Annotated in this window: 17 protein-coding genes; 11 read left to right on the top strand and 6 right to left on the bottom strand. The window is 54.2% G+C overall.

Features of this window, described 5'->3' with window-relative positions:
- Window positions 1-7 precede the first annotated feature (7 nt).
- The gene (locus tag Q1W70_RS23675) at window positions 8-1,651 is read left to right on the top strand and encodes a fatty acid--CoA ligase (RefSeq protein WP_182340341.1); all 1,644 of its coding nucleotides are present in this window, start codon (window positions 8-10) and stop codon (window positions 1,649-1,651) included.
- Window positions 1,652-1,660: 9 nt separating this feature from the next.
- Here the strand turns inward: Q1W70_RS23675 and Q1W70_RS23670 are convergent, their stop codons facing one another.
- Together Q1W70_RS23670 and ppk2 are read right to left on the bottom strand one after the other, a co-directional pair.
- Window positions 1,661-4,045: a DUF3772 domain-containing protein gene (locus Q1W70_RS23670; RefSeq protein WP_166590980.1), complete on the bottom strand. Its 2,385-nt coding sequence runs from the start codon at window positions 4,043-4,045 to the stop codon at window positions 1,661-1,663.
- A gap of 40 nt (window positions 4,046-4,085) precedes the next feature.
- Window positions 4,086-4,898 (bottom strand): polyphosphate kinase 2, encoded by an 813-nt coding sequence (gene ppk2 / locus Q1W70_RS23665; protein WP_166590981.1) that lies wholly within the window; start codon window positions 4,896-4,898, stop codon window positions 4,086-4,088.
- A gap of 347 nt (window positions 4,899-5,245) precedes the next feature.
- On the opposite strand from ppk2, the gene Q1W70_RS23660 reads away from it, so the two are divergent.
- The 5 genes from Q1W70_RS23660 (at window position 5,246) to Q1W70_RS23640 (ending at window position 11,422) form a co-directional block, all read left to right on the top strand.
- Window positions 5,246-5,425: a hypothetical protein gene (locus tag Q1W70_RS23660; RefSeq protein WP_166590982.1), complete on the top strand. Its 180-nt coding sequence runs from the start codon at window positions 5,246-5,248 to the stop codon at window positions 5,423-5,425.
- A gap of 1,501 nt (window positions 5,426-6,926) precedes the next feature.
- Window positions 6,927-8,756 (top strand): TnsB C-terminal domain-containing protein, encoded by a 1,830-nt coding sequence (locus tag Q1W70_RS23655; RefSeq protein ID WP_302098130.1) that lies wholly within the window; start codon window positions 6,927-6,929, stop codon window positions 8,754-8,756.
- Window positions 8,757-8,758: 2 nt separating this feature from the next.
- Window positions 8,759-9,631: a TniB family NTP-binding protein gene (locus tag Q1W70_RS23650; protein WP_302098129.1), complete on the top strand. Its 873-nt coding sequence runs from the start codon at window positions 8,759-8,761 to the stop codon at window positions 9,629-9,631.
- Window positions 9,628-10,359 (top strand): P-loop NTPase family protein, encoded by a 732-nt coding sequence (locus Q1W70_RS23645; protein WP_302098128.1) that lies wholly within the window; start codon window positions 9,628-9,630, stop codon window positions 10,357-10,359. The genes Q1W70_RS23650 and Q1W70_RS23645 overlap by 4 nt, the downstream gene beginning before the upstream one ends.
- 1 nt (window position 10,360) lies before the next feature.
- Window positions 10,361-11,422 (top strand): TniQ family protein, encoded by a 1,062-nt coding sequence (locus Q1W70_RS23640; RefSeq protein ID WP_302098127.1) that lies wholly within the window; start codon window positions 10,361-10,363, stop codon window positions 11,420-11,422.
- 573 nt (window positions 11,423-11,995) lie between these two features.
- Here Q1W70_RS23640 and Q1W70_RS23635 read toward each other — a convergent pair.
- Complete coding sequence (locus Q1W70_RS23635; protein WP_302098126.1) at window positions 11,996-12,454, bottom strand: helix-turn-helix domain-containing protein; 459 nt, start codon at window positions 12,452-12,454, stop codon at window positions 11,996-11,998.
- A gap of 326 nt (window positions 12,455-12,780) precedes the next feature.
- Between Q1W70_RS23635 and Q1W70_RS23630 the strand changes: the two genes are divergently transcribed.
- From Q1W70_RS23630 to Q1W70_RS23610, 5 genes are all read left to right on the top strand, one after another.
- The gene (locus Q1W70_RS23630; protein ID WP_302098125.1) at window positions 12,781-13,284 is read left to right on the top strand and encodes a hypothetical protein; all 504 of its coding nucleotides are present in this window, start codon (window positions 12,781-12,783) and stop codon (window positions 13,282-13,284) included.
- A 3-nt stretch (window positions 13,285-13,287) separates the two neighbouring features.
- Window positions 13,288-14,016 (top strand): metallophosphoesterase, encoded by a 729-nt coding sequence (locus tag Q1W70_RS23625; protein ID WP_302098124.1) that lies wholly within the window; start codon window positions 13,288-13,290, stop codon window positions 14,014-14,016.
- Window positions 14,017-14,083: 67 nt separating this feature from the next.
- Entirely contained in the window at window positions 14,084-14,488 is a 405-nt protein-coding gene (locus tag Q1W70_RS23620; protein WP_302098123.1) for a DUF6957 family protein, read from the top strand.
- A 48-nt stretch (window positions 14,489-14,536) separates the two neighbouring features.
- Window positions 14,537-14,893, top strand: a complete 357-nt coding sequence (locus Q1W70_RS23615; RefSeq protein ID WP_302098122.1) for a hypothetical protein — start codon at window positions 14,537-14,539, stop codon at window positions 14,891-14,893.
- Between the two features lie 187 nt (window positions 14,894-15,080).
- On the top strand, window positions 15,081-15,380 hold the full coding sequence (locus tag Q1W70_RS23610; RefSeq protein WP_302098121.1) for a hypothetical protein: 300 nt from the start codon (window positions 15,081-15,083) through the stop codon (window positions 15,378-15,380).
- A gap of 50 nt (window positions 15,381-15,430) precedes the next feature.
- On the opposite strand, the gene Q1W70_RS23605 is transcribed toward Q1W70_RS23610, so the two are convergent.
- The 3 genes from Q1W70_RS23605 to istA form a co-directional block, all read right to left on the bottom strand.
- A complete protein-coding gene (locus tag Q1W70_RS23605; RefSeq protein WP_302098120.1) occupies window positions 15,431-15,592 on the bottom strand; it encodes a type II toxin-antitoxin system CcdA family antitoxin in 162 nt (53 codons plus the stop codon).
- Window positions 15,593-15,906: 314 nt separating this feature from the next.
- A complete protein-coding gene (istB, locus tag Q1W70_RS23600; protein WP_057704534.1) occupies window positions 15,907-16,662 on the bottom strand; it encodes an IS21-like element ISPsy14 family helper ATPase IstB in 756 nt (251 codons plus the stop codon).
- 19 nt (window positions 16,663-16,681) lie between these two features.
- Window positions 16,682-18,196, bottom strand: a complete 1,515-nt coding sequence (gene istA, locus Q1W70_RS23595; RefSeq protein ID WP_302098119.1) for an IS21 family transposase — start codon at window positions 18,194-18,196, stop codon at window positions 16,682-16,684.
- Window positions 18,197-18,560: the final 364 nt, after the last annotated feature.

Here is an 18,560-nt window from a genome sequence, read left to right as displayed (position 1 = left end):
CCCCAGCATGATCGAGACAAAAATCATTCCTCCGGCCGCCGGCGCCTATGCCTATCCCTTGCTGATCAAGCAATTGCTGCTGTCCGGGGTGCGCTACGAGCCAGGGCGGGAAATCGTCTACGCCGACAAACTGCGCTACAGCTACCAGACCCTCAACCAGCGGATTCGCCGCCTGGCCAACGCCCTGACCACCGCCGGCGTCAAGGCCGGGGACACCGTGGCCTTGCTCGATTGGGACAGCCACCGCTACCTGGAATGCTTCTTTGCCGTGCCGATGATCGGCGCGGTGCTGCACACCGTGAACATTCGCCTGTCGGCGGAGCAGGTGCTGTTCACCATGAACCACGCCGAGGATGACCTGGTGCTGGTGCATGACGACTTCCTGCCCCTGGTCGAACAACTGCAAGGGCAACTGACGACGGTCAAGGGTTACCTGCAGCTGACGGATGAGACGGCGGCCGAGACCTGCCTGCCAGTGGTGGGGGAGTACGAGCACCTGTTGGCCGAGGCCGCAGACCAGTACGCCTTCCCCGACTTCGATGAGAACTCGGTGGCGACGCTGTTCTACACCACCGGCACCACCGGCGACCCGAAAGGCGTGTATTTCACCCACCGCCAACTGGTGCTGCACACCCTCAATGCGGTGGGCACCCTGGGGGCCTATCAAGGCTTGCCACTGTTGCGCTCCGATGATGTGTACATGCCCATCACCCCGATGTTCCATGTGCATGCCTGGGGCGTGCCCTATGTTGCGACGCTCATGGGCCTCAAGCAGGTGTACCCGGGGCGTTACGAGCCCAATCGGCTGGTGCAGTTGTACCGTGAGGAGAAGGTCACGTTTTCCCACTGTGTGCCGACCATTTTGCAGATGATCCTCAACTGCGAGGCGGGCAAGCACAGCCGTTTTGATGGCTGGAAAATGCTCCTGGGCGGCAGCGCGCTGACCCTGGGCATTGCCAGCGAAGCCAGCGCCAGGGGGATCCAGGTACACAGTGGCTACGGCATGTCGGAAACCTGCCCGGTGCTGTGCACCACCTACCTGCGGGCCGACGATCTGCAGCAACCCATGCAGGACCAGTTGGCCACGCGTATCAAGACTGGGGTGCCGGTGCCGATGGTCGACCTGAAAATCATCGATGCCGAAGGCAATGACGTGCCCCACGACGGTGAAGCCCTGGGTGAGATCGTGGTGCGCGCGCCCTGGTTGACCCAGGGGTATCTGAAGGAGCCGCAAAAGGGCGCCGAGTTGTGGCAGGGCGGTTGGCTGCACACCGGCGACATGGCGTCGATCGATGCCCGCGGCGGCGTGGAAATCAAGGACCGGATCAAGGATGTGATCAAGACGGGCGGGGAGTGGATCAGTTCCCTGGAACTGGAAAGCCTGATCAGCGAACACCCGGCGGTGATGTCGGTGGCGGTGGTCGGGATTGTTGACGAGCAGTGGGGTGAACGGCCCATGGCCCTGGTGGTGTGCGAGCCCGGGCACTACCTGGACCGCAAGCTCCTCGAAGCGCACCTGCAGACGTTTGTCGAGCGTGGGCGGATCAACAAGTGGGCGATCCCCAAGCAGTTCAAGTTCGTCACCGAGATCCCCAAGACCAGCGTCGGCAAGATCAACAAAAAGCTGATCCGCGAGGAAGAAATGAGCTGAGGCCGGCGGTCACTCCGCCGCCGGTTTGGCCAGGGAGATGCCGGCGGCCCCCAGGCGCTTGAGGATCTCGAACAGCAGGTCGCTCTTGATCTTGCCCACCACTCTGGGGCTGCTGACGTAGCCGGTGACGGTCAGGGTGATGCCGTCGGGCGTCAACTTGCTGAAGCGCACGAAGGGGGCAGGGTGGTCGAGGATGTTCTCGTGCTCGCAGTAGGTGTTGTACAGCAGGTCGTTGACTTGCTCGGGATCGATATCCAGCGCGAAGGTCAGTTCCAGCGTCGCCACCCCCTGGGCACTCCCGCCCAGGGTCACGTTGCGCAGGTTCTGGGAAATCAGCTGGGAGTTGGGGACGATCACAATGGAGCGGTCACTGAGCTGGATTTCCGTGGCCCTGACATTGATCCGCCGAATGTCGCCTTCGACCCCACTGATACTGATCAGGTCGCCGACCTTGACTGGGCGCTCGGTCAGCAGAATCAGGCCGGAGACGAAATTCTTGACGATCTCCTGCAAACCAAACCCAATGCCCACCGACAACGCACTGACGATCCAGGCCAGGTTCGTCCATTGCACGCCCAGCGAAGACAGGGCGAGCAAAATCACCAGGGCGTACCCGATGTTGGCGAACAGCGTGCTCAGGGACGCGCACATGCCAGGGTCCATCGCGGTCTTGGGCAGGAACTCGTTGTCCAGCCAGCGGCGCAGTGAGCGGATCAGGTAGACGCCAATCAACAACGCCAACACCGCGTTGAGCAAATGCCCAGGGATGATGTTCAGTTTGCGCAAGCCCGCGCCGCCGAGAATCTCCAGGGCCTGGGCAAACAGTTGACCGAAGGTGGTGCCGACGCCGCCCACCAGCAGCGCAATCAAGGCGAACAACAACATGCTCGCGCGACCGGCCCCCGACAGCACCGTCGAAACCTGCTCCAGGCGCGCATCGCCGATCCCCAGCAACTGCTTGAGTGCCTTGCCGCTGGCTTGCCTGGGGGAAAACAGGTACTCGCACAGGTCCTTGAACAACTGCATCAGCAGGTAGAAACCGGAGAACACAATGAACAGCCACACGAGTTCATAGGTGATGAACCGGGCCAGCGAGATGTAGCCCGTCAGCAGCGCCAACATGGAGGCCACGACCGCCAGGCTGGTGAACGCGTACATCAGCCCAGCCAGGGTGGTGCCGGCTTCCGGAGCCTCACCGCTGTCGGCCACGGCCTTGCGTACCTTGCTGATGTGCAACAGCAAGATGGCAAGGATCACGGTCACGATCAGGGCGATCACGCCCCGGCCAACAATCACCGCCTGGGAGCTCATGCCGCTGACGTTGGTGATCTGCGACAGCGTCACCAGGACCAGCAGCACGCCCGCCAGGATCCGCGGAAAGGGCTCCATTGCCATGGCCACGGGGTCGGCAATCGCCGGCAGTCGCCAGGAGGGATGGCGGTTCGAGAGCAAGGCCCGGCTCAGGCCGGTAATCAGCACGCAGGTGTACACCAGTTTTTCGATTTCTTCGGCCAGGTTCTGCAGCATGGGAGTCAACGGCAGTTGCCGTGTCACCGCATAAAACAGCAACTCCAAGGCGCAGGTAGCGGTCAGCAAGGTGGCGAGGATCGATGCCAGCGCCAATGAACTGCGGCGCAGCCGACCTTCGGGCATGCGATGAATGCACACCCAGAACAGCCCCCGCTCAGCGAGCCTACGTCCCTGGGTCCATACCGCCAGTGCCAGCAACAGCAACATACTGCTCGCCAGGCGTTGGCCCGGCTGCCAGACCGACGCCAGGGTGGCGCCGATCTCCTGCAGCACCGCACTGAGCCGTTGCCGGTCTTGCGGTTGCGGGGTAATCAACGGCCGCCAGAAATTCGGGCTGAGGATGCTGTTACTGCGCTGCGTCACTTCGCTTTCCAGCAGGCTGCGGCGCAGGGCGGCAATCTGGGTGGTCAGCTCCGTGGCACTGGCCTTGAGGCCGGCCAGGGTTTTCAAACTGCTGTCGAGCTTGTCTTTCTGCTCGATGAGATGGATGCGCTGGATCGCAATGTCGGTGTTTTCCGGCGCCTGTTCGTCAGCGGAGGCGGGGCCCAGCACCCCCAGCTGGGCCTGGAGCTGGGCCTGCAACGGCCGCAACGCCGAGAGTTGCCGTTCGACGTCGTTGAGGTAGGTCTGAATCAAGTCCTGCAGACTGACCAGTTGGGTCAGGCTGTCGGCCAGCGACACCTGCTGCTTGAGGCCGTCGAGACGGGCCTGCAAGCCCGGCAAGTCATTCTGCGCAATGACAAACGTCGCCTGCTCAGTCTTGGCTACCAGGCCGACCGGGCTGGCGTCCGCCGCCATGACAACGGACCATGACCCGAACAGGACGAGCGCCAGCAACCACATCGTTTTCCATGCACTGCCCATAGATGCGCCCGGCCCTGTGGTGAATCACTTGCCCTGGTGCTCAGAACCGTTCGGCGATGTATTTGAACGGATAGTTGATGGCCTTGTAGTCGCCCACCTTGCGCTTGGGCAGCCTGACTCGCGGTTGCTTGATGGTTTCGTAGGGAATGTTTTCCAGCAGGTGAGTGATCACATTGAGCCGCACCGACTTCTTGTTTTCCGAGCGGGCCGCATGCCAGGGCGCCCACTGCGAATCCGTAGCCTGGAACATCTCGTCGCGCGCACGGGTGTAATCATCCCAACGGTTGTAGGACTTGATATCCATGGGCGAGAGTTTCCAGGTCTTGCGCCCGTCGGTGATGCGCTCCTTGAGGCGACGGCTTTGTTCCTCAGGACTGACCTCCAGCCAGTACTTGAACAGCAGGATCCCGGAGTTGACCATCAAACGCTCGAAACTCGGCGCCAGATCAAGGAACGTGCGCGCCTGATCCTCGCTGCAAAACCCCATGACTCGTTCCACGCCAGCGCGGTTGTACCAACTGCGGTCGAAAATCACCACTTCGCCAGCGGCCGGCATGTGCGGCATATAGCGCTGCAGGTACATCTGGGATTTTTCCCGCTCCGACGGGGCAGGCAAGGCAACCACCCGAAAGATCCTCGGGCTCACGCGCTCGGTCAGGGCCTTGATCGTGCCGCCTTTGCCCGCACCGTCACGGCCCTCAAACACAATGACCACCTTGGCCCCCGTGGCAACCACCCATTGCTGCAACTTCACCAGCTCGACGTGCAGGGCGGCAAGTTGCTTCTCGTAGTCCTTGCGATTGAGCGGCGCGGGCGGCTGCGCTTTCGCAAGCGCCTGTTTTTTCTTGCTCATTAACCAAACTCCGATAGGGATCCGAACACAAGCGTAGTCAGGATCACGACACTACGCGAACTGGCCGAGTACAGATCAAAAGCTGAGGAGCAGGGGGCTGATCAGTCACGGTCCAAGACTCACCAATATATAACTCAACTAAATAGACCTTTAGTTGAGTTATAAGTTATTGGAATATGAAGAGTAGGGCACACACCGACATTCCGAGCTCTACCGTTGTTGAATATGGAAATAGCCACTATCGTCAAAAACACTAAAAAACGGGTACTTCCTACAGTAGCCACAACCCTGGAATGTCCGGAATATGGGGCTTCCAGCACCGTGTGGTGCCTATCAGGAGAACGAACATGGATAAGATTCACGACGATGAACTGAAGGCTATCTCGACCAGGCTCGCTGCCATGACGGCTGCTGATCGGCAACGCGCGTTGGACTTTTTGAATGGCAAGACTGAACTGCGTCCCGATATGGGCAATATCGCAAGCGTGATCGGCTCTTCAACGACTCCCGTTAAACCCACCGAGTGACATGGCGCCGCCATCCGGCCTCGAGCCACACAAAGCATTCACGCCAATACCCGGCAACTTGGCCAATATTGCGTACGCAAAGGAAACCTCCGGTGATCTGAAAGATTCGCGCAGGGTTTCTTTGCATACGTAACACCTGGGTTGATGGTTGATTCGCAAGCTAGTTGGTTGGTTGTGCGGCGGTCGCTGGGAATAATGAGCGTCCTGTAGCGCGACATGTGTCCAGTCGGTGGTGATGAGAATACAGGGGTGGGCGTTTGCCAACGTAATGGGTCATTACAACGAACGTGCATCACCAGAGGCATGGTTTGCCGTTGGCATCGCCAGTGTGGCCCTCCTTTAAAAGTGGTTAAACGCTCAAGCCTTTAGGATCCGTGGCTTCTAGCGATTCCGACTTTTAAAAATGGCTGAAAGCTTTGATGCATTAGTGGATTTGATCATTTTAAAAGGAGTGCAGTCTTAGCCCGTAAATGCAGGGGGGGCTGAAATAACCTCTGCGTCCTGGTTTTGGTAATGGAATCCAACCAATTGATTTGTAGCGGTTTTTTTTAAGGGTTTAAGCACGTGAGGCCTTGAGAAATATGCCAGTTCTAAAAGTCCAAAAAGATCGCTTCCTGTTCCCCTTGTAAAGCTGTTGCTCAAGGAGCGTTTGCTAACACGGGGTATCAGGGAGGACTCCAATCGGCAGTGACTACTTTCAGCTACAGCCTTGTGCACGGAAACAAAGTTGTGATATATGCCACGTGAACGACAGTCAGCGCGCGGTAAAGCCTTCTGCAAGCCCCATAGGGTGTTGGAGGGCACATTACGTAGACGTTTAACCTCAGCTGGCTATGAAAGGGGGAAGGGGCTAGATAACCCCTTGCTATGCCATTGAATGAGGAGTGCGGCTCACAGGCTGAGATAACTGGCGCCCTGATACCCGACTTGGCTCGCTGTCAATATAAGTAAAAGCAGATTTTTTGACTCAATAATTAGCCTTTTTGGCCGTCGGATGCGGCGTCTAAGACTCCAGTTTACAGAGCTGTGCCATTATCTTGGCGGTTATTTCGAGTCGCAAAATCCAATAAGCTCTTTCAAAGCTGTTAATTGACTCGGGGCTGGCTCAGGAAATACCCTTCCCAACGTGAATGCGGTTCATACATCAATAGATAAAAATTGAATCTTATTAATTTTATTTGTGTATATTTAATAAATTGACACTTCAGGCGGCAAGCGAAAATTATATCAAATAATAATCCATGAGTCCTGAATCCGGGGTTCGCAGGTGCTTGGCTCGCTTATTGCTAAATGCGGGCGTGTCAATTGATTAAGTATGTTTAAGCTTGGTGTCAATTAACACAATATTAGTTAAAGCCCTTCGTCAATATATGAAATTTAAGACAGTGCCTAACGAAAAATAGTTGATGCCTAACGCCAATTTCATGACGATTGACAAGCTCGGTAGTCATAGAGCTATGCTTGCGCACCTAGAATTTAAAACAGTCGGTGCCGAGTCCTTATGTTGCAACCCATCGTCGAAGGAAACTTAGTTAGCTTTGAGGAAAAGGTATATCGTGTAATAACTTGCGGAGCTAACGGTGCGATTACCCTAAAAAGCCTTGAAAGTGAGCACTCCTTTGATGTGCTCTTTACTCAGGTAAATCTGGTTGAGGTCGATCAAGAAAAACATGAGCTATACAATGATCGCCGTTTGATTTGGTTGGAACAAACAAAAGTTAATCCGAAAGAGTTGGCTATTGCTGCGGATCGAGCAAAAAACATCAGCGACTACTTCCAGGGGGAAGTTTCGCGGGCAGAGCTTATCGAAAAACTCGGCTCATCAGAAACAACGATTCGACGTCTATTAAAAAGATATGACCCAGAGCTTGGTGCTGTTTCTCTTGTTAGAAGTATCAGGGGGCGTAAAAAAAATTCGCGATTGCTTTCTGATACTCAAGAGAAAATCATGGAGAAAGCAATTTCGAAACGCCTTAATGATAAGACTAAAAAATTAGAAGCATTTGCTTCTCTTTGGGAATATGTCGACTCTCTATGTCACACCATGGGTGTTAAAACCCCGAGTATTAATGCTCTGAAGCGAAGGCTTGAATCGTTCGGGCAGAAAGCCGTTTACTCCCTTCTGCACGGCAGAGAGCCGATGCTTCAAAAGTTTGTTCTGAAACCAGGGATGATTCATGTAGATACTATACTTACTATGGTGCAAATCGACCACACACGGGTGGACGTAATTATCTGCGACGATCATGGTCGACCACTCATGCGGCCTTGGCTGACGGTAGTTATCGAACTTAAGAGTCGCGTTATTCTTGGTTACTATCTTGCACTCCATCCGCCTAGCTCACTCAGCGTTGCCATGGCGATGCTTTCTGCCTGTTTTCCTAAGCAAGCCTTTCCAATCGCTCTCGGTGGTGGTCAGAATTCTCGCCACAGGTACTGGGGAGTGCCTGGTGCAATTGGTATGGATAACGCCGCGGAATTTACTAGCCCAGAACTTGAAGCCACCCTGCAATTTTACAAAATCGTCCCTATGCTGCGGCCTGTTGGGAAAAAGCATTACGGAGGGCACGTTGAGCGAATTATCGGTACGCTGATGGGGAAGGTGCATCTTCTGCCAGGTACTACCTACTCGAATGTGCTGAAGAAAGCAGACTACGACTCTGCCAAGCATTCAGCTATGACCTTTTCAGCATTTTGTGAGTGGTTCGCAAATGAAGTGGCGATCTATCATGGGCGTGCTCATGAAGGGTTGAACAGACTTGCGCCGTTCGAGGTTTGGGATGCAGAGATGGCCAAGAAGGGGCCGGATTATGTACCTCCTATGCCGGGGAACTTTCAAACATTTGCTCTTGACTTCTTTCCAAGTGTGCTACGAACGGTGCAACCAAAGGGTGTCGAGTTTAGTAGGTCATTTTACTCTTCGGCAATACTCAGTAGGTTCGTTGGTTCACGACTTTCGTTTAAGTACAATCCATTGAACCTTTCAAAAATATGGTTGCGCCAAGATGGCCGGTATCATGAAATTCCTTATTCTGATCTGACGAAAACACCTGTCTCATACAGCGAGTACTGGGCGTTTTCGAGACCTCGCGACCGTCGCCCGGGAACACTGGTGGACGAGGAATTGCACCAAGTTCGCTTGGAGAATCATGAGTTAGTGGAAAATTCAAAGGCTACGACCAAGCGGCTCCGGCAAAACGTCGCCAAGAAAGTTACGGCCGCTGAAACTATGTCTTTTCTTTCCTACGGCGGGGAAGGGAATTTGCTTCAGGGGAAAACCAAAGAGCCGAGCTCTGATCAAACTCGAAAAAAACTTAAGTGGGAAGACTGAGAATGGATGGTGAACATTTGCATGAGAGCCGGCGTTACGCTTTGGTTCTGTCAGCTGAGGAGCGCTGTAAGATTATTCGGCAGGATATTAAGGTCGACACCGAACACTTGCTCACCGTGTCTAACATTGTCCACAACATGCTTAGCATTGTACGCGGCAGTATGGAGGCTCCATGTCTAGTCGTATCTGCCGGATCTAACCATGGAAAGACCACAATTTGCAATGCGGTCAGGGGGATGGATGAATCATGGCGTCATAAAATCAGGTATGTGACCTTTGTCAAGGATACTGAGAAGACAAAGCCCATGGTGAAGCTCTTGACCGCTTTGGGCATGGAACCTGGGAAAGTTGGGATACCCATTAGCATGGTAGCCGAATACTGTATCGCTAACGATATTCGCGGTGTGTTTATGGATGAGTTTCATGACTCTATCAAGGGGCTTTCTAAGGGCGAGCAGGATACGTTTCTCTCCTTGCTGAGGGGTTTATGTGGGGCGCCTGCTTACCTAAGCTTTTTTGTTTTCGGTATCGATGAGGCCCTCAATGCTCTCGCAAGTGACGCCCAGTACATCCGCCGATTTGAGCTCTATGAGCTTACTCCTTGGTCGAAAAACGATGCAGAGTATCTTAACTTTTTGGATACTTGGGAGGAGATCGTTCCGCTTTCAAAGAGGTCACATCTTTCTTCTAAGGCAATGTCTGACTATATTTATAATAATACTTCGGGGGTTATTGGAAATATTTGCACGTTACTCCGAGCGGCTGCTTGCCTAGCAGTGATATGGGGCGATGAGAAAATTACACTTGAAAGCTTGCAGGCAGCTACTCGTTCGAAGTGGAATACCCGCGTACGACCAAAGGGTACTGTCGAGTGAAGTATTTATTGTGTCCAAAACAGTATCGAGCTGAGCAGAACGTCTTGGCAGGTTTTTCCGCTAACGTACCAATTATTCTAGGTGGGGAGACTTGGACAGGAAAAACCACTGTTGCCAAGCGGTTGCTTAAAAATGCCGATCGGACACAAGTGTATACTGCTTATGTGCCTGGAAGGTTTACTAAGGCATATGGCAACGTCTACGCGGCATTCGCGGCAGCTCTGGGCCTTCCCTTGAACAGTCATTTTATGTCTTTTCGAAATGTCGAACATGCACTTGAGGATCTGATCGGTGGTCGAGAGTTTCGTCTGGTGTTTGACGATGCAAGTGTTCACTTTGGCGGCGGTGCGGAGCAAAGAAATAATTCTATTGATTTAGTCGGGGCCTTGCTACAGCGATTTCAGAACTTAAAGATATTGGCTGTGTCTGGGCCCGATATTTTAGATGGAGATCTGAAAAAGGTCGTTGCTAAGGAGGCTCGCTATGTCGACATCGGCTTGTGGCAGGATGACCAACAGTTCCGAACCTTCATTTCACGGGTTGGGGAGGCATGTGGCTTCAAACGCTCTCAATTGCTCAATGACGATTTCATCAAGGATCTTTTGGTTAGATCTCATGGTGCCAGTGGAGCTCTCATTCAAATCTTCCAGGCGCTAGCGCGTAACTCCAGCTACAAGGCTTGTCCATCTTTACCAATCCAGTGTCTGCGTAACATGTGGAATTTCTAACTTGTTCGACGAGTTCTCATCAGGGGCAGCGCCTCGTTTCGTTCTGGGAGAAACGCTACTTTCCTGGGTGATGCGGCGGCTTGCCCACAACAAGCTTCGAAACCCTCATCTATTTCGCGAGGCAATCAATCGAGGCCTTTCTGTCCCCAAGCGCGTGCTTCCCGGGATAGTGGAATCGTGGCCTTTCCCCGCATTCGAGGACATTGAGTTTGATTGCACCACTGAGCTTTTCAAAGTGATGCGTGCCACCTATGGTATCGATGGGGTTTTACTGCAGCAGCTATTTGCCGCCCGTCAGTCTCGTTTGATTCACATCCATTACCGACACGCCTACTGCTCTACATGTCTAAAAGAAAGTATGCGGAGAACAGGTTTTCCCATTTGGCGCCAATCATGGTGCTACACGACCACTGCATTTTGCGTTGATCACCGATGCGTGTTAATCAGGCCTCGAAATACGTTTACCCCCGAAAGGCGGATCTGGGATGCTTACCTCTATTCAAGAGGGGAGCGGTCAGTGAAGCACTCTTTATCTGATCGGCGGATTGCGGGAATCACAATACGCGTACAGCAATGGATTGAATCTCTAGTAGTGGCACAAGCACTCAATGAAGGGGTGGAAACTCTGTATGGACTGCTGCTTGCGAAGCGGACGGCGTTTGCACCCGGTGGGATAGCCTCAGCAGGGTTTTCTCGCACTCAGCAACTCCTGTGCAAAGTAAACTTGGATCTGCATGAGCGCATCGAATTCGGATTGAATGACAGCGATCCGTACCAGCGGATGGGGGCTTTGCTATTGATCGGATGGTTGAGCGGTATTGTTTCACCAGAAGAAATCGTCTACTTGGGGCGCCATAACCATTGCGTTCACAGAACGCTGCCGCCCTCACCGCAGCAATTGGGACGCTTGGTAGCTCTGGCCCTAAGTGCAGAGGAAGTGATGGTTGTTCGAGAGAAACTGGTCAACCTGAGGGAGATATCATCCACCATGATGTCGAGTTTTTTGGAGGGTTTCGGTGAAGCCGCATCCCGCTCCCTTCGTTCAAACCGGCCCAAGCGTTAAATCGTCCACGCGTTAATGGGCCAAATCGTTCCGCAGGATATGAGGTCTCAAGACCAACATTGTCGAGCGCCGTAAAACTCAGTCAGCCTGGCAGCGGTGGAGTGAAGACTTCAGGCGTCGTAGGTGACTGATGCCTATAGCGTTGAGTTGCGTAGTTTTAACCTCCTTCTGATCGGAATCTGTCTAGCTCGACACGGGCTCGTTCTAAAGCCGCTTCGGGCGTCTCGTCATTGCTTAGGGGGATGCTAATGGCTAGAAGGGCCACAGGGTCAAGCTTCAGAGGCGTGGATAGCTCAGCCAATTTATCAACGGTGATGTTGAATTTTCCAAGTTCGAGCGCACTGATGTTCGTGCGAGCGTTGATAGGCACCAAGTCTTCGTATGCCAGCCCGCGCACCGAGCGGACTAGCCGGATCGTTGCGGCAATCTGACGCACGCATATGTTTTTTGGCATACCCGTATTTTTAGCATCTTCCTTAATCCCAGAGACATCGCGTTTTTTGTCCGCTACTCGTTTCAACACAGCGGATCAAGCCAGCGATGACTTGAGCCCAGGCGAGTAGCTGGAAACAATCAAACCCAGAATCTCTGGACGGAAGACTTTGAAATACCTAGTGCTTCGGCGACTTCCTTTCTTGATTTACCTTCCTCTTTGAGACGCTTAACAGCGAGTCTCCTGCTGTCAGCGATTTCGCGAGCCTTAGCTTTTGATACTAGGCTGGAGCTTAGCTGCTCCTCGCGTATTTCCTCATCTAGGCCGATCGAGCGGAGATGACGAAGCTCCTCCTTCAGCTTGCCTATGACATCCAGAGAGTCCTGTCCACTCTCTATAGACTCGCACAACACCATAAGCGCCAGGGGAGTGATCTCAAGGCTCTTTGAAAGCTCCCGTACCTTGCCTAACGATATATTTTTCGGCGTACCTGCCTCTAAGGCAAAGGCGTAGCTCCTACTAGATGGGAGTCGTTCCTGAGTGAGCTCTCTAGTTTTTCGTAGCGCGCGAAGCACCACCGCGAGACTCTGAGTCAGCATGACGACTTGTCCTCAAAACGGAGGATAAGGCCAGCAAATTAGTGACCCAGCCACTCTGTACAACGAGCTTGTGGGTCTGGTATCGTGATCGCCTTCTTGTCTTAATCATACTTTCAGGAAGGATGCAACAAAAAACATTAGGCATAAATTGACACCTGTGAATGGACGCTAAAGCCGGCAAGGGATCATTCCTTTTTGTCCGAAAGCCTCATTCCCAAGCTCGTTGAATGCAGAAGAAGCGCCGCAGAGCGTGTAATGGCGGGTGGTGTCTCTCACGCCCTTAAGAGCTCTCAAACCAAAATATTGATGTTACGGATATAACCATCATGTTTATTTCAGATGAAACTTGTCTTGTCGGCCTACCGGGATTTCCCGGGCTTGGCCGCACGGCTTGGCGGATGGTCGAGCGAGACTCGGAAGATTTTTGGTATCACGTTCGCTTTCGCATTTGTGAAGAAGCAGGGGTTCGGTTCAAAAAATTGATGCCAACAGACCCCTCTATGTTGGCCCACCTAATCTCTCAGCGGAGCCGAGAGCACACGATTGAGGCGGTTCAGGTTGTGACTCCCGCTTGCATTAATGGGGGCTCTTTAGACCGGATGGAAAAGTTGATCAGTGTGATCGTCGGCTATGACGGAAACGGTGAGTGCGTACTGCTTCATAAAGTCGATAGCGGAGCAATCTATAGCAGCTCGCCCGGCGTTATCGACGCAGGCTTGCTCAGCAATATTCGAACGATCTACGACGCCATGACTGCCGCCGGAAAGCATTTCCATTGCACCAACTATCAGACCCCGAATCGCTCTGCCACTACAACGGCAGCAGGTTAATCCATGAAGATTCAAATCTATTCAGATCTGCACCTCGGTTTCGCTCGGTTCGATCCCGCCCCAAGCGATGCGGACGTAGTCATTCTTGCGGGGGACGTTGATATCAAATCGCGTGGAGTGAAATGGGCGAACGAGGTCTTCCAGTGTCCGTTTATCTACGTTTGTGGCAATCACGAGTACTACGGTGGCCACATCGATCACACGCTGCGCAAGATGAAAGAAGCGGCAATGCCGCATGTCCATGTACTTGAAAACGAGGCCTTGATCCTGAATCAAACTAGGTTTTTGGTCACGACAGCGTGGACAGATTACTCCTCGACTGGAGACGTTGCTGCCGCGAGGCGCGTCGCTTGGGAATGGATGAACGACTTCACTGTCATCAGAGCAGATGAGAATTACCGGCGCCTTCGTCCCGATGACTTGATCGCTAGATCAAAAGCAGCCTATGCCTGGCTCACACAGGAACTGGACAAACAATTCGATGGCAAAACCGTTGTAGTTACGCACCATGCACCGGTATTGGATTACGTTGGTGATGAGCTTCCTGCACACCTCATCGCTGCTTATGCCAATGACTGGAAGGAGCTCGTGGGCAAGGCCGATGTTTGGGTTTACGGGCACACCCAAGTCTCAGCGGATTTCCTCAAGAATGGGTGCCGTGTGATCTCCAACCCTCGCGGCTATCCGAGGCAACATACTGGATTCGATCCAGATTTTCTGATCAAGATTTGATGAGCAGCCGTTCAGCGCTGAACCTCAGCGAACTGAATTTCGCTGCTTACGATTTCGAGAAATTTACATGGTTACGTTAGAAGAGATTGCACAGTTCCTTTACGGCGCAGGGGAGGTGATGGCTGGCTGGCAGGGCACCCAGGATGAACTGATTGCATTGGCTGCAAAAGCGTTCCCAGGGAAATCATTTTGCGTAGTACGGCAATGGATTTTGATCGACCTTACGGTTAACCCGGATGAGAAAGAAAAGCTCATGGGCATCGGTCTACTTCCGGCCACCCTATATGCACATGAGGTCGTTCTCGATAGTCGAAATCGATTTCAGCCTGGCATGTGGGTACGCAGCAACTTCGGAAGATCCTTCACCGAAGGCTGTATGTTTGAAACCAAGAACACCGTCTACCTTCTCTGGGGCTCAGGTCAGAGAAAAGAGGCCACTGTGGGTGCAGCTTTTTCGATGTCGGTCGGGTAAGTGATGTGTGCGGACAAATCATTTGAATTCGTTTTGGAGCCTTTCGGGATGTCTGAAATCATCGAGGTCGAATTTCACAGCAAAGAGTTGACCGACTTTCAGCTGTATCGCCTAGAGCGAGCGAGCATTCGAAAATATTCGGTACCGGTCACTGCGTTCATCAGTGACGCCTTCATCGCAAATGACACGTGCCTTGGCATTTCCTTCGATCACGTTGAGCAAGGTGACGCTTTTCGCCCAGCAGATGGCGGCCTTCTTCGGACAGGGAAAATTCAGAAGGTATGGAAAGAGGGACGTTTCTGGCTTCTTGAAACTCAAAGTGGCAACTACGTCCTCGGAAGTTTCCTGCGAGGTGTCGGACGGAAAAGTTTTCGTGAGTTTCTTCAGACAGGTGAGCGTTACTGAGGTGTAAATTCAGCAATGCACCAGCGTGGCGATTGTCATACGCACACTAAATCACCTGTGACTACCTGACCTTTGAAGGCGCTGGCGCGCAGGGGCGATTTCATCGATGGTGCACACCTATCCATAGTGTCCTCGGACAACACTTGAGTACTCATTTGCGAGCGGTTTTTTCACCCAGGAGCACGATATGGGACATCTCAGCTTGGAGGACATTTACCCTGATGAAGTGAGGGAATACGGTCACATGCGTGTGGGTATGACTGACCTCTATGTAAAGGAAAATCATGTCGTGCACGGAGCTACTACGCTCGGCGAATGCCGCAATTTGACTCGCCGCTTTTTGCGCGACGAAACCGTGCAAATTGTCATCAGCGCCAAGCTCGCCACGTTGCCCGATGACTACGATCCGTGGATCTGGCAGATCAAACGAAATCGAGCCTTGCATGCCAAGTACGGGGACAAGTTCGATCCTTGGGGAGACGACTGACAGTCCATTTTCAAAGTCGTTTTTGGGGAATCCCAACACTTGCTGAAGCTTCAAAAGCTTCGTACAAAGTCGCTGAAGGCGCCGTGGGCCTCCACGAATTCGTTGTAGGCTTTAACGGCCTCGCGGTTCTCTGTCAGCCATTGCTCGAAATGCTTCCGCCTCAGTGCCTCGGCCAGAGCCAACTCCAATTGAATTTCCTCCTCACTCTGCATGGTGTTGTCTCTTCAGACGCGATAAGCAAGCTTACACTTTAGCGAGCATCCTATTTTATACGGCCAATAACACCGTTTCCGATTGCAATATTTCAGCCTGCACGGCTAGCCGCTTACTCGACCTCAAGATACAGAGAGTGTCATGAGCGCGTAAGCAGACCTCCACAGAGAGATTAAATGGGTGTAATTGGGTGTGTAATTGGGTGTAGATGCGGATTCCACGACACTTGGACACTCAGCCCACGATCATTTGGACACTCATTCCACGCTCACTTGGACAGGCAGTCGGAGCGCAGCGACGCAGGTTCGCATTGTTAGTCTGAAGTCCCGGTTGCAGTCAATTTCGTTGCGCGCTTGCGCATCGATTCGCCCTTCAGTTCGATGCGGTAAGCGTTGTGCACCAGCCGGTCGAGGATCGCATCGCCCAAGGTCGGATCACCGATCAGCGCATGCCATTTATCCACCGGCATCTGGCTGGTCACCAGCGTCGAGCGGTTTCCGTAACGGTCGTCCAGCAGTTCCAGCATGTCGCGCCGCTGCGCGGCGGTAAACGGTGCAAGGCCCCAGTCGTCCAGGATCAGCAGATCGGTCTTGGCATAACCCGCCATGAGTTTGGCGAAGCGACCGTCGCCGTGGGCCAGGCCCAGTTCTTCCATCAAGCGAGGCAGACGCAGATAACGCACGCTGTAACCGTCCCGGCAAGCCTTATGGGCCAGCGCGCAGGCGAGCCACGTTTTGCCTACGCCTGTCGGGCCGCCGATGATCAGGTTCAGGCCGTCACGCAGCCATTGGCCGCTACCGAGTTGCAGGATCAGGGCCTTGTCCAGGCCGCGTGGGCTGCGGTAATCGATATCTTCCAAGCAGGCGTTGTGGCGTAGTCTCGCGGATTTGAGGCGAGTGGTCAGCCGAGCATCTTCACGCTCGGTCAGTTCGCGGTCGACCATCAGGCCAAGGCGTTCGTTGAAGCTGAGATCGCTGATGTCGGGCGTTGCGTGTTGCTCGCTCAGCGCTTTGATCATGCCGTGCAGCCGCAGGGTTTGCAGCTTGTCCAGAGTCGGGTTGGGTAGCATCTTGATGCTCCTTTTCAGGTCAGTGGTAGTAGTCGGGGCCACGCAGGTTGATGTGCTCTTCGGGCAGCAGTGGCAGGTTTTGCTGGGTCAGCGGCAGCCGTTCCAAGCCTTGGCGCAGGATCGATTCGAGGCTTTTGTAACTGCATGCGCCCAGCGCCAGCGCACGCTGGCAAGCGGCTTCCAGCCGCTCTTCGCCGTGCTGTCTGCTCAGGCGCAGGATGCCCAGGCAGGCGCGGAAACCGTGCTGCGGATGGATTCGGCGTTCGAGGATGTGGGCGATGACGCCAGCCGTGTTCGGGCCGGTCTGCTCGGCCCAGCGGATCAGCCGTTGCGGTGTCCACTCGGCATGTTCGCGGTGGCTCTTGGGCATGTGCTCGGTTTGGGTGGTGTGGCGGCCTTTATGTGCCGAGCGCAGATGGCTGGCCACGCGCTGATTGGCGTGGAAGCATTCAACGGTCTGCGCCGTCAGCCGCACTTCGAGTTGGTGCTTCACCAGCTGATACGGCACCGAGTAGTAATGGCCGTCGACCTCGACGTGGTAGTCGATGTGTACTCGTACCTTTTTCCATTCGGCGTAGACGTACGGGTGTTCCGGCAGCGGTTGCAGCGCGGGTTGGTCGATGGTCTCGAAGACCGACCGGCGTGAGCCGGGCAGCTTCTTGAAGGGTTTCTGATTGAGTCGATCCAGCAGCAGTCCAATTGCCGTGTTGAGTTCGCCCAGCGAGAAGAACTGGCGGTTGCGCAGCACTGCCAGGATCCAGCGCTCGACCACTTGCACGCCGACTTCGACCTTGGCTTTGTCCCGAGGCTTGCGGGATCTGGCAGGCAATACGGCCACGCCGTAATGCTCGGCCAGGTCGCGGTAACTGGGATTGATGTCAGGCTCGTAACGATGCGCTTTGGTAACGCCGCTGCGCAGATTGTCCGGTACCAGGATCTGCGATGTACCGCCGAAAAAGGCGAAGCAGCGCACGTGCGAGCCCAGCCAGTCGGGCAGTTTCTGCGACCAAGTGGCCTCGGCAAAGGTGTAGCTGGACGCGCCGAGGACGGCGACGAAGATCTGCGTTTGGCGGATCTCGCCGGTTCGCCGATCAATGACTGGCACGGTCTGGCCAGCGTAATCGACAAACAGCTTTTCGCCGGCACGGTGTTCCTGGCGCATGACCACGTCGACCTTGGCGGCCCAGAGGCGGTAATGCTCGCAGAACCAGCTGTACTGGAAGCCTTGCGGATGGCTGAGTCGATACTCTTGCCAAAGCAGGGCCAGGGTGACGCCGGGACGGCGCAGTTCGGCATGGACATGAGCCCAGTCCGGCATCGGACGTTGATCGCTGGGAACCGTCGGCGCTGGCGGGAACAGACAGCGTTCCAGTTCGGCATCCGACAACGCCGTCGGCCAGGTCAGCCCGCAAGCGTTGAAGCGATGCAGGTAGTTGCCGGCGCTGCCACTGCTGATGCGAAGGCTGGTGGCGATCTTGCGCACGGACAGGCCGGCGTCGAACTTTAGGCGTAGTACCTCTCGGATTTTACGCATGGATATACGCTCCACGACGACCTCTTCGCTTCGAGAAAAGAGGTCGATGGTAGTGAATAATCCTGCGTCGCTGCCTGCCTGAGCATGGGCTGGGTCAGTGGAAAATCACTGTCCAAATGCTCGTGGAATGAGTGTCCAAGTCAGCGTGGAATCACTGTCCAAGTGTTCGTGGAATGGGTGTCCAACTGCGCGTGGAATCCGCAGTGTAGAGGCGCTAACTCTCGATTTAGGTCGACCTTCCACCGGCTGGGGGAAGTGCAGAGCCTGGTCAATTTCGATTCATCCATCTGGCCGACGTGCTCAATAAAATTTTTGGAGCCTGTTAAAGGTTCGTAGGAGTCGAGCCGATTGGCATTCAGTAAGC

Source organism: Pseudomonas kielensis (assembly GCF_030505375.1).
GTDB lineage: Bacteria > Pseudomonadota > Gammaproteobacteria > Pseudomonadales > Pseudomonadaceae > Aquipseudomonas > Aquipseudomonas kielensis.
This window is presented reverse-complemented; position numbering and strand designations above follow the sequence as displayed.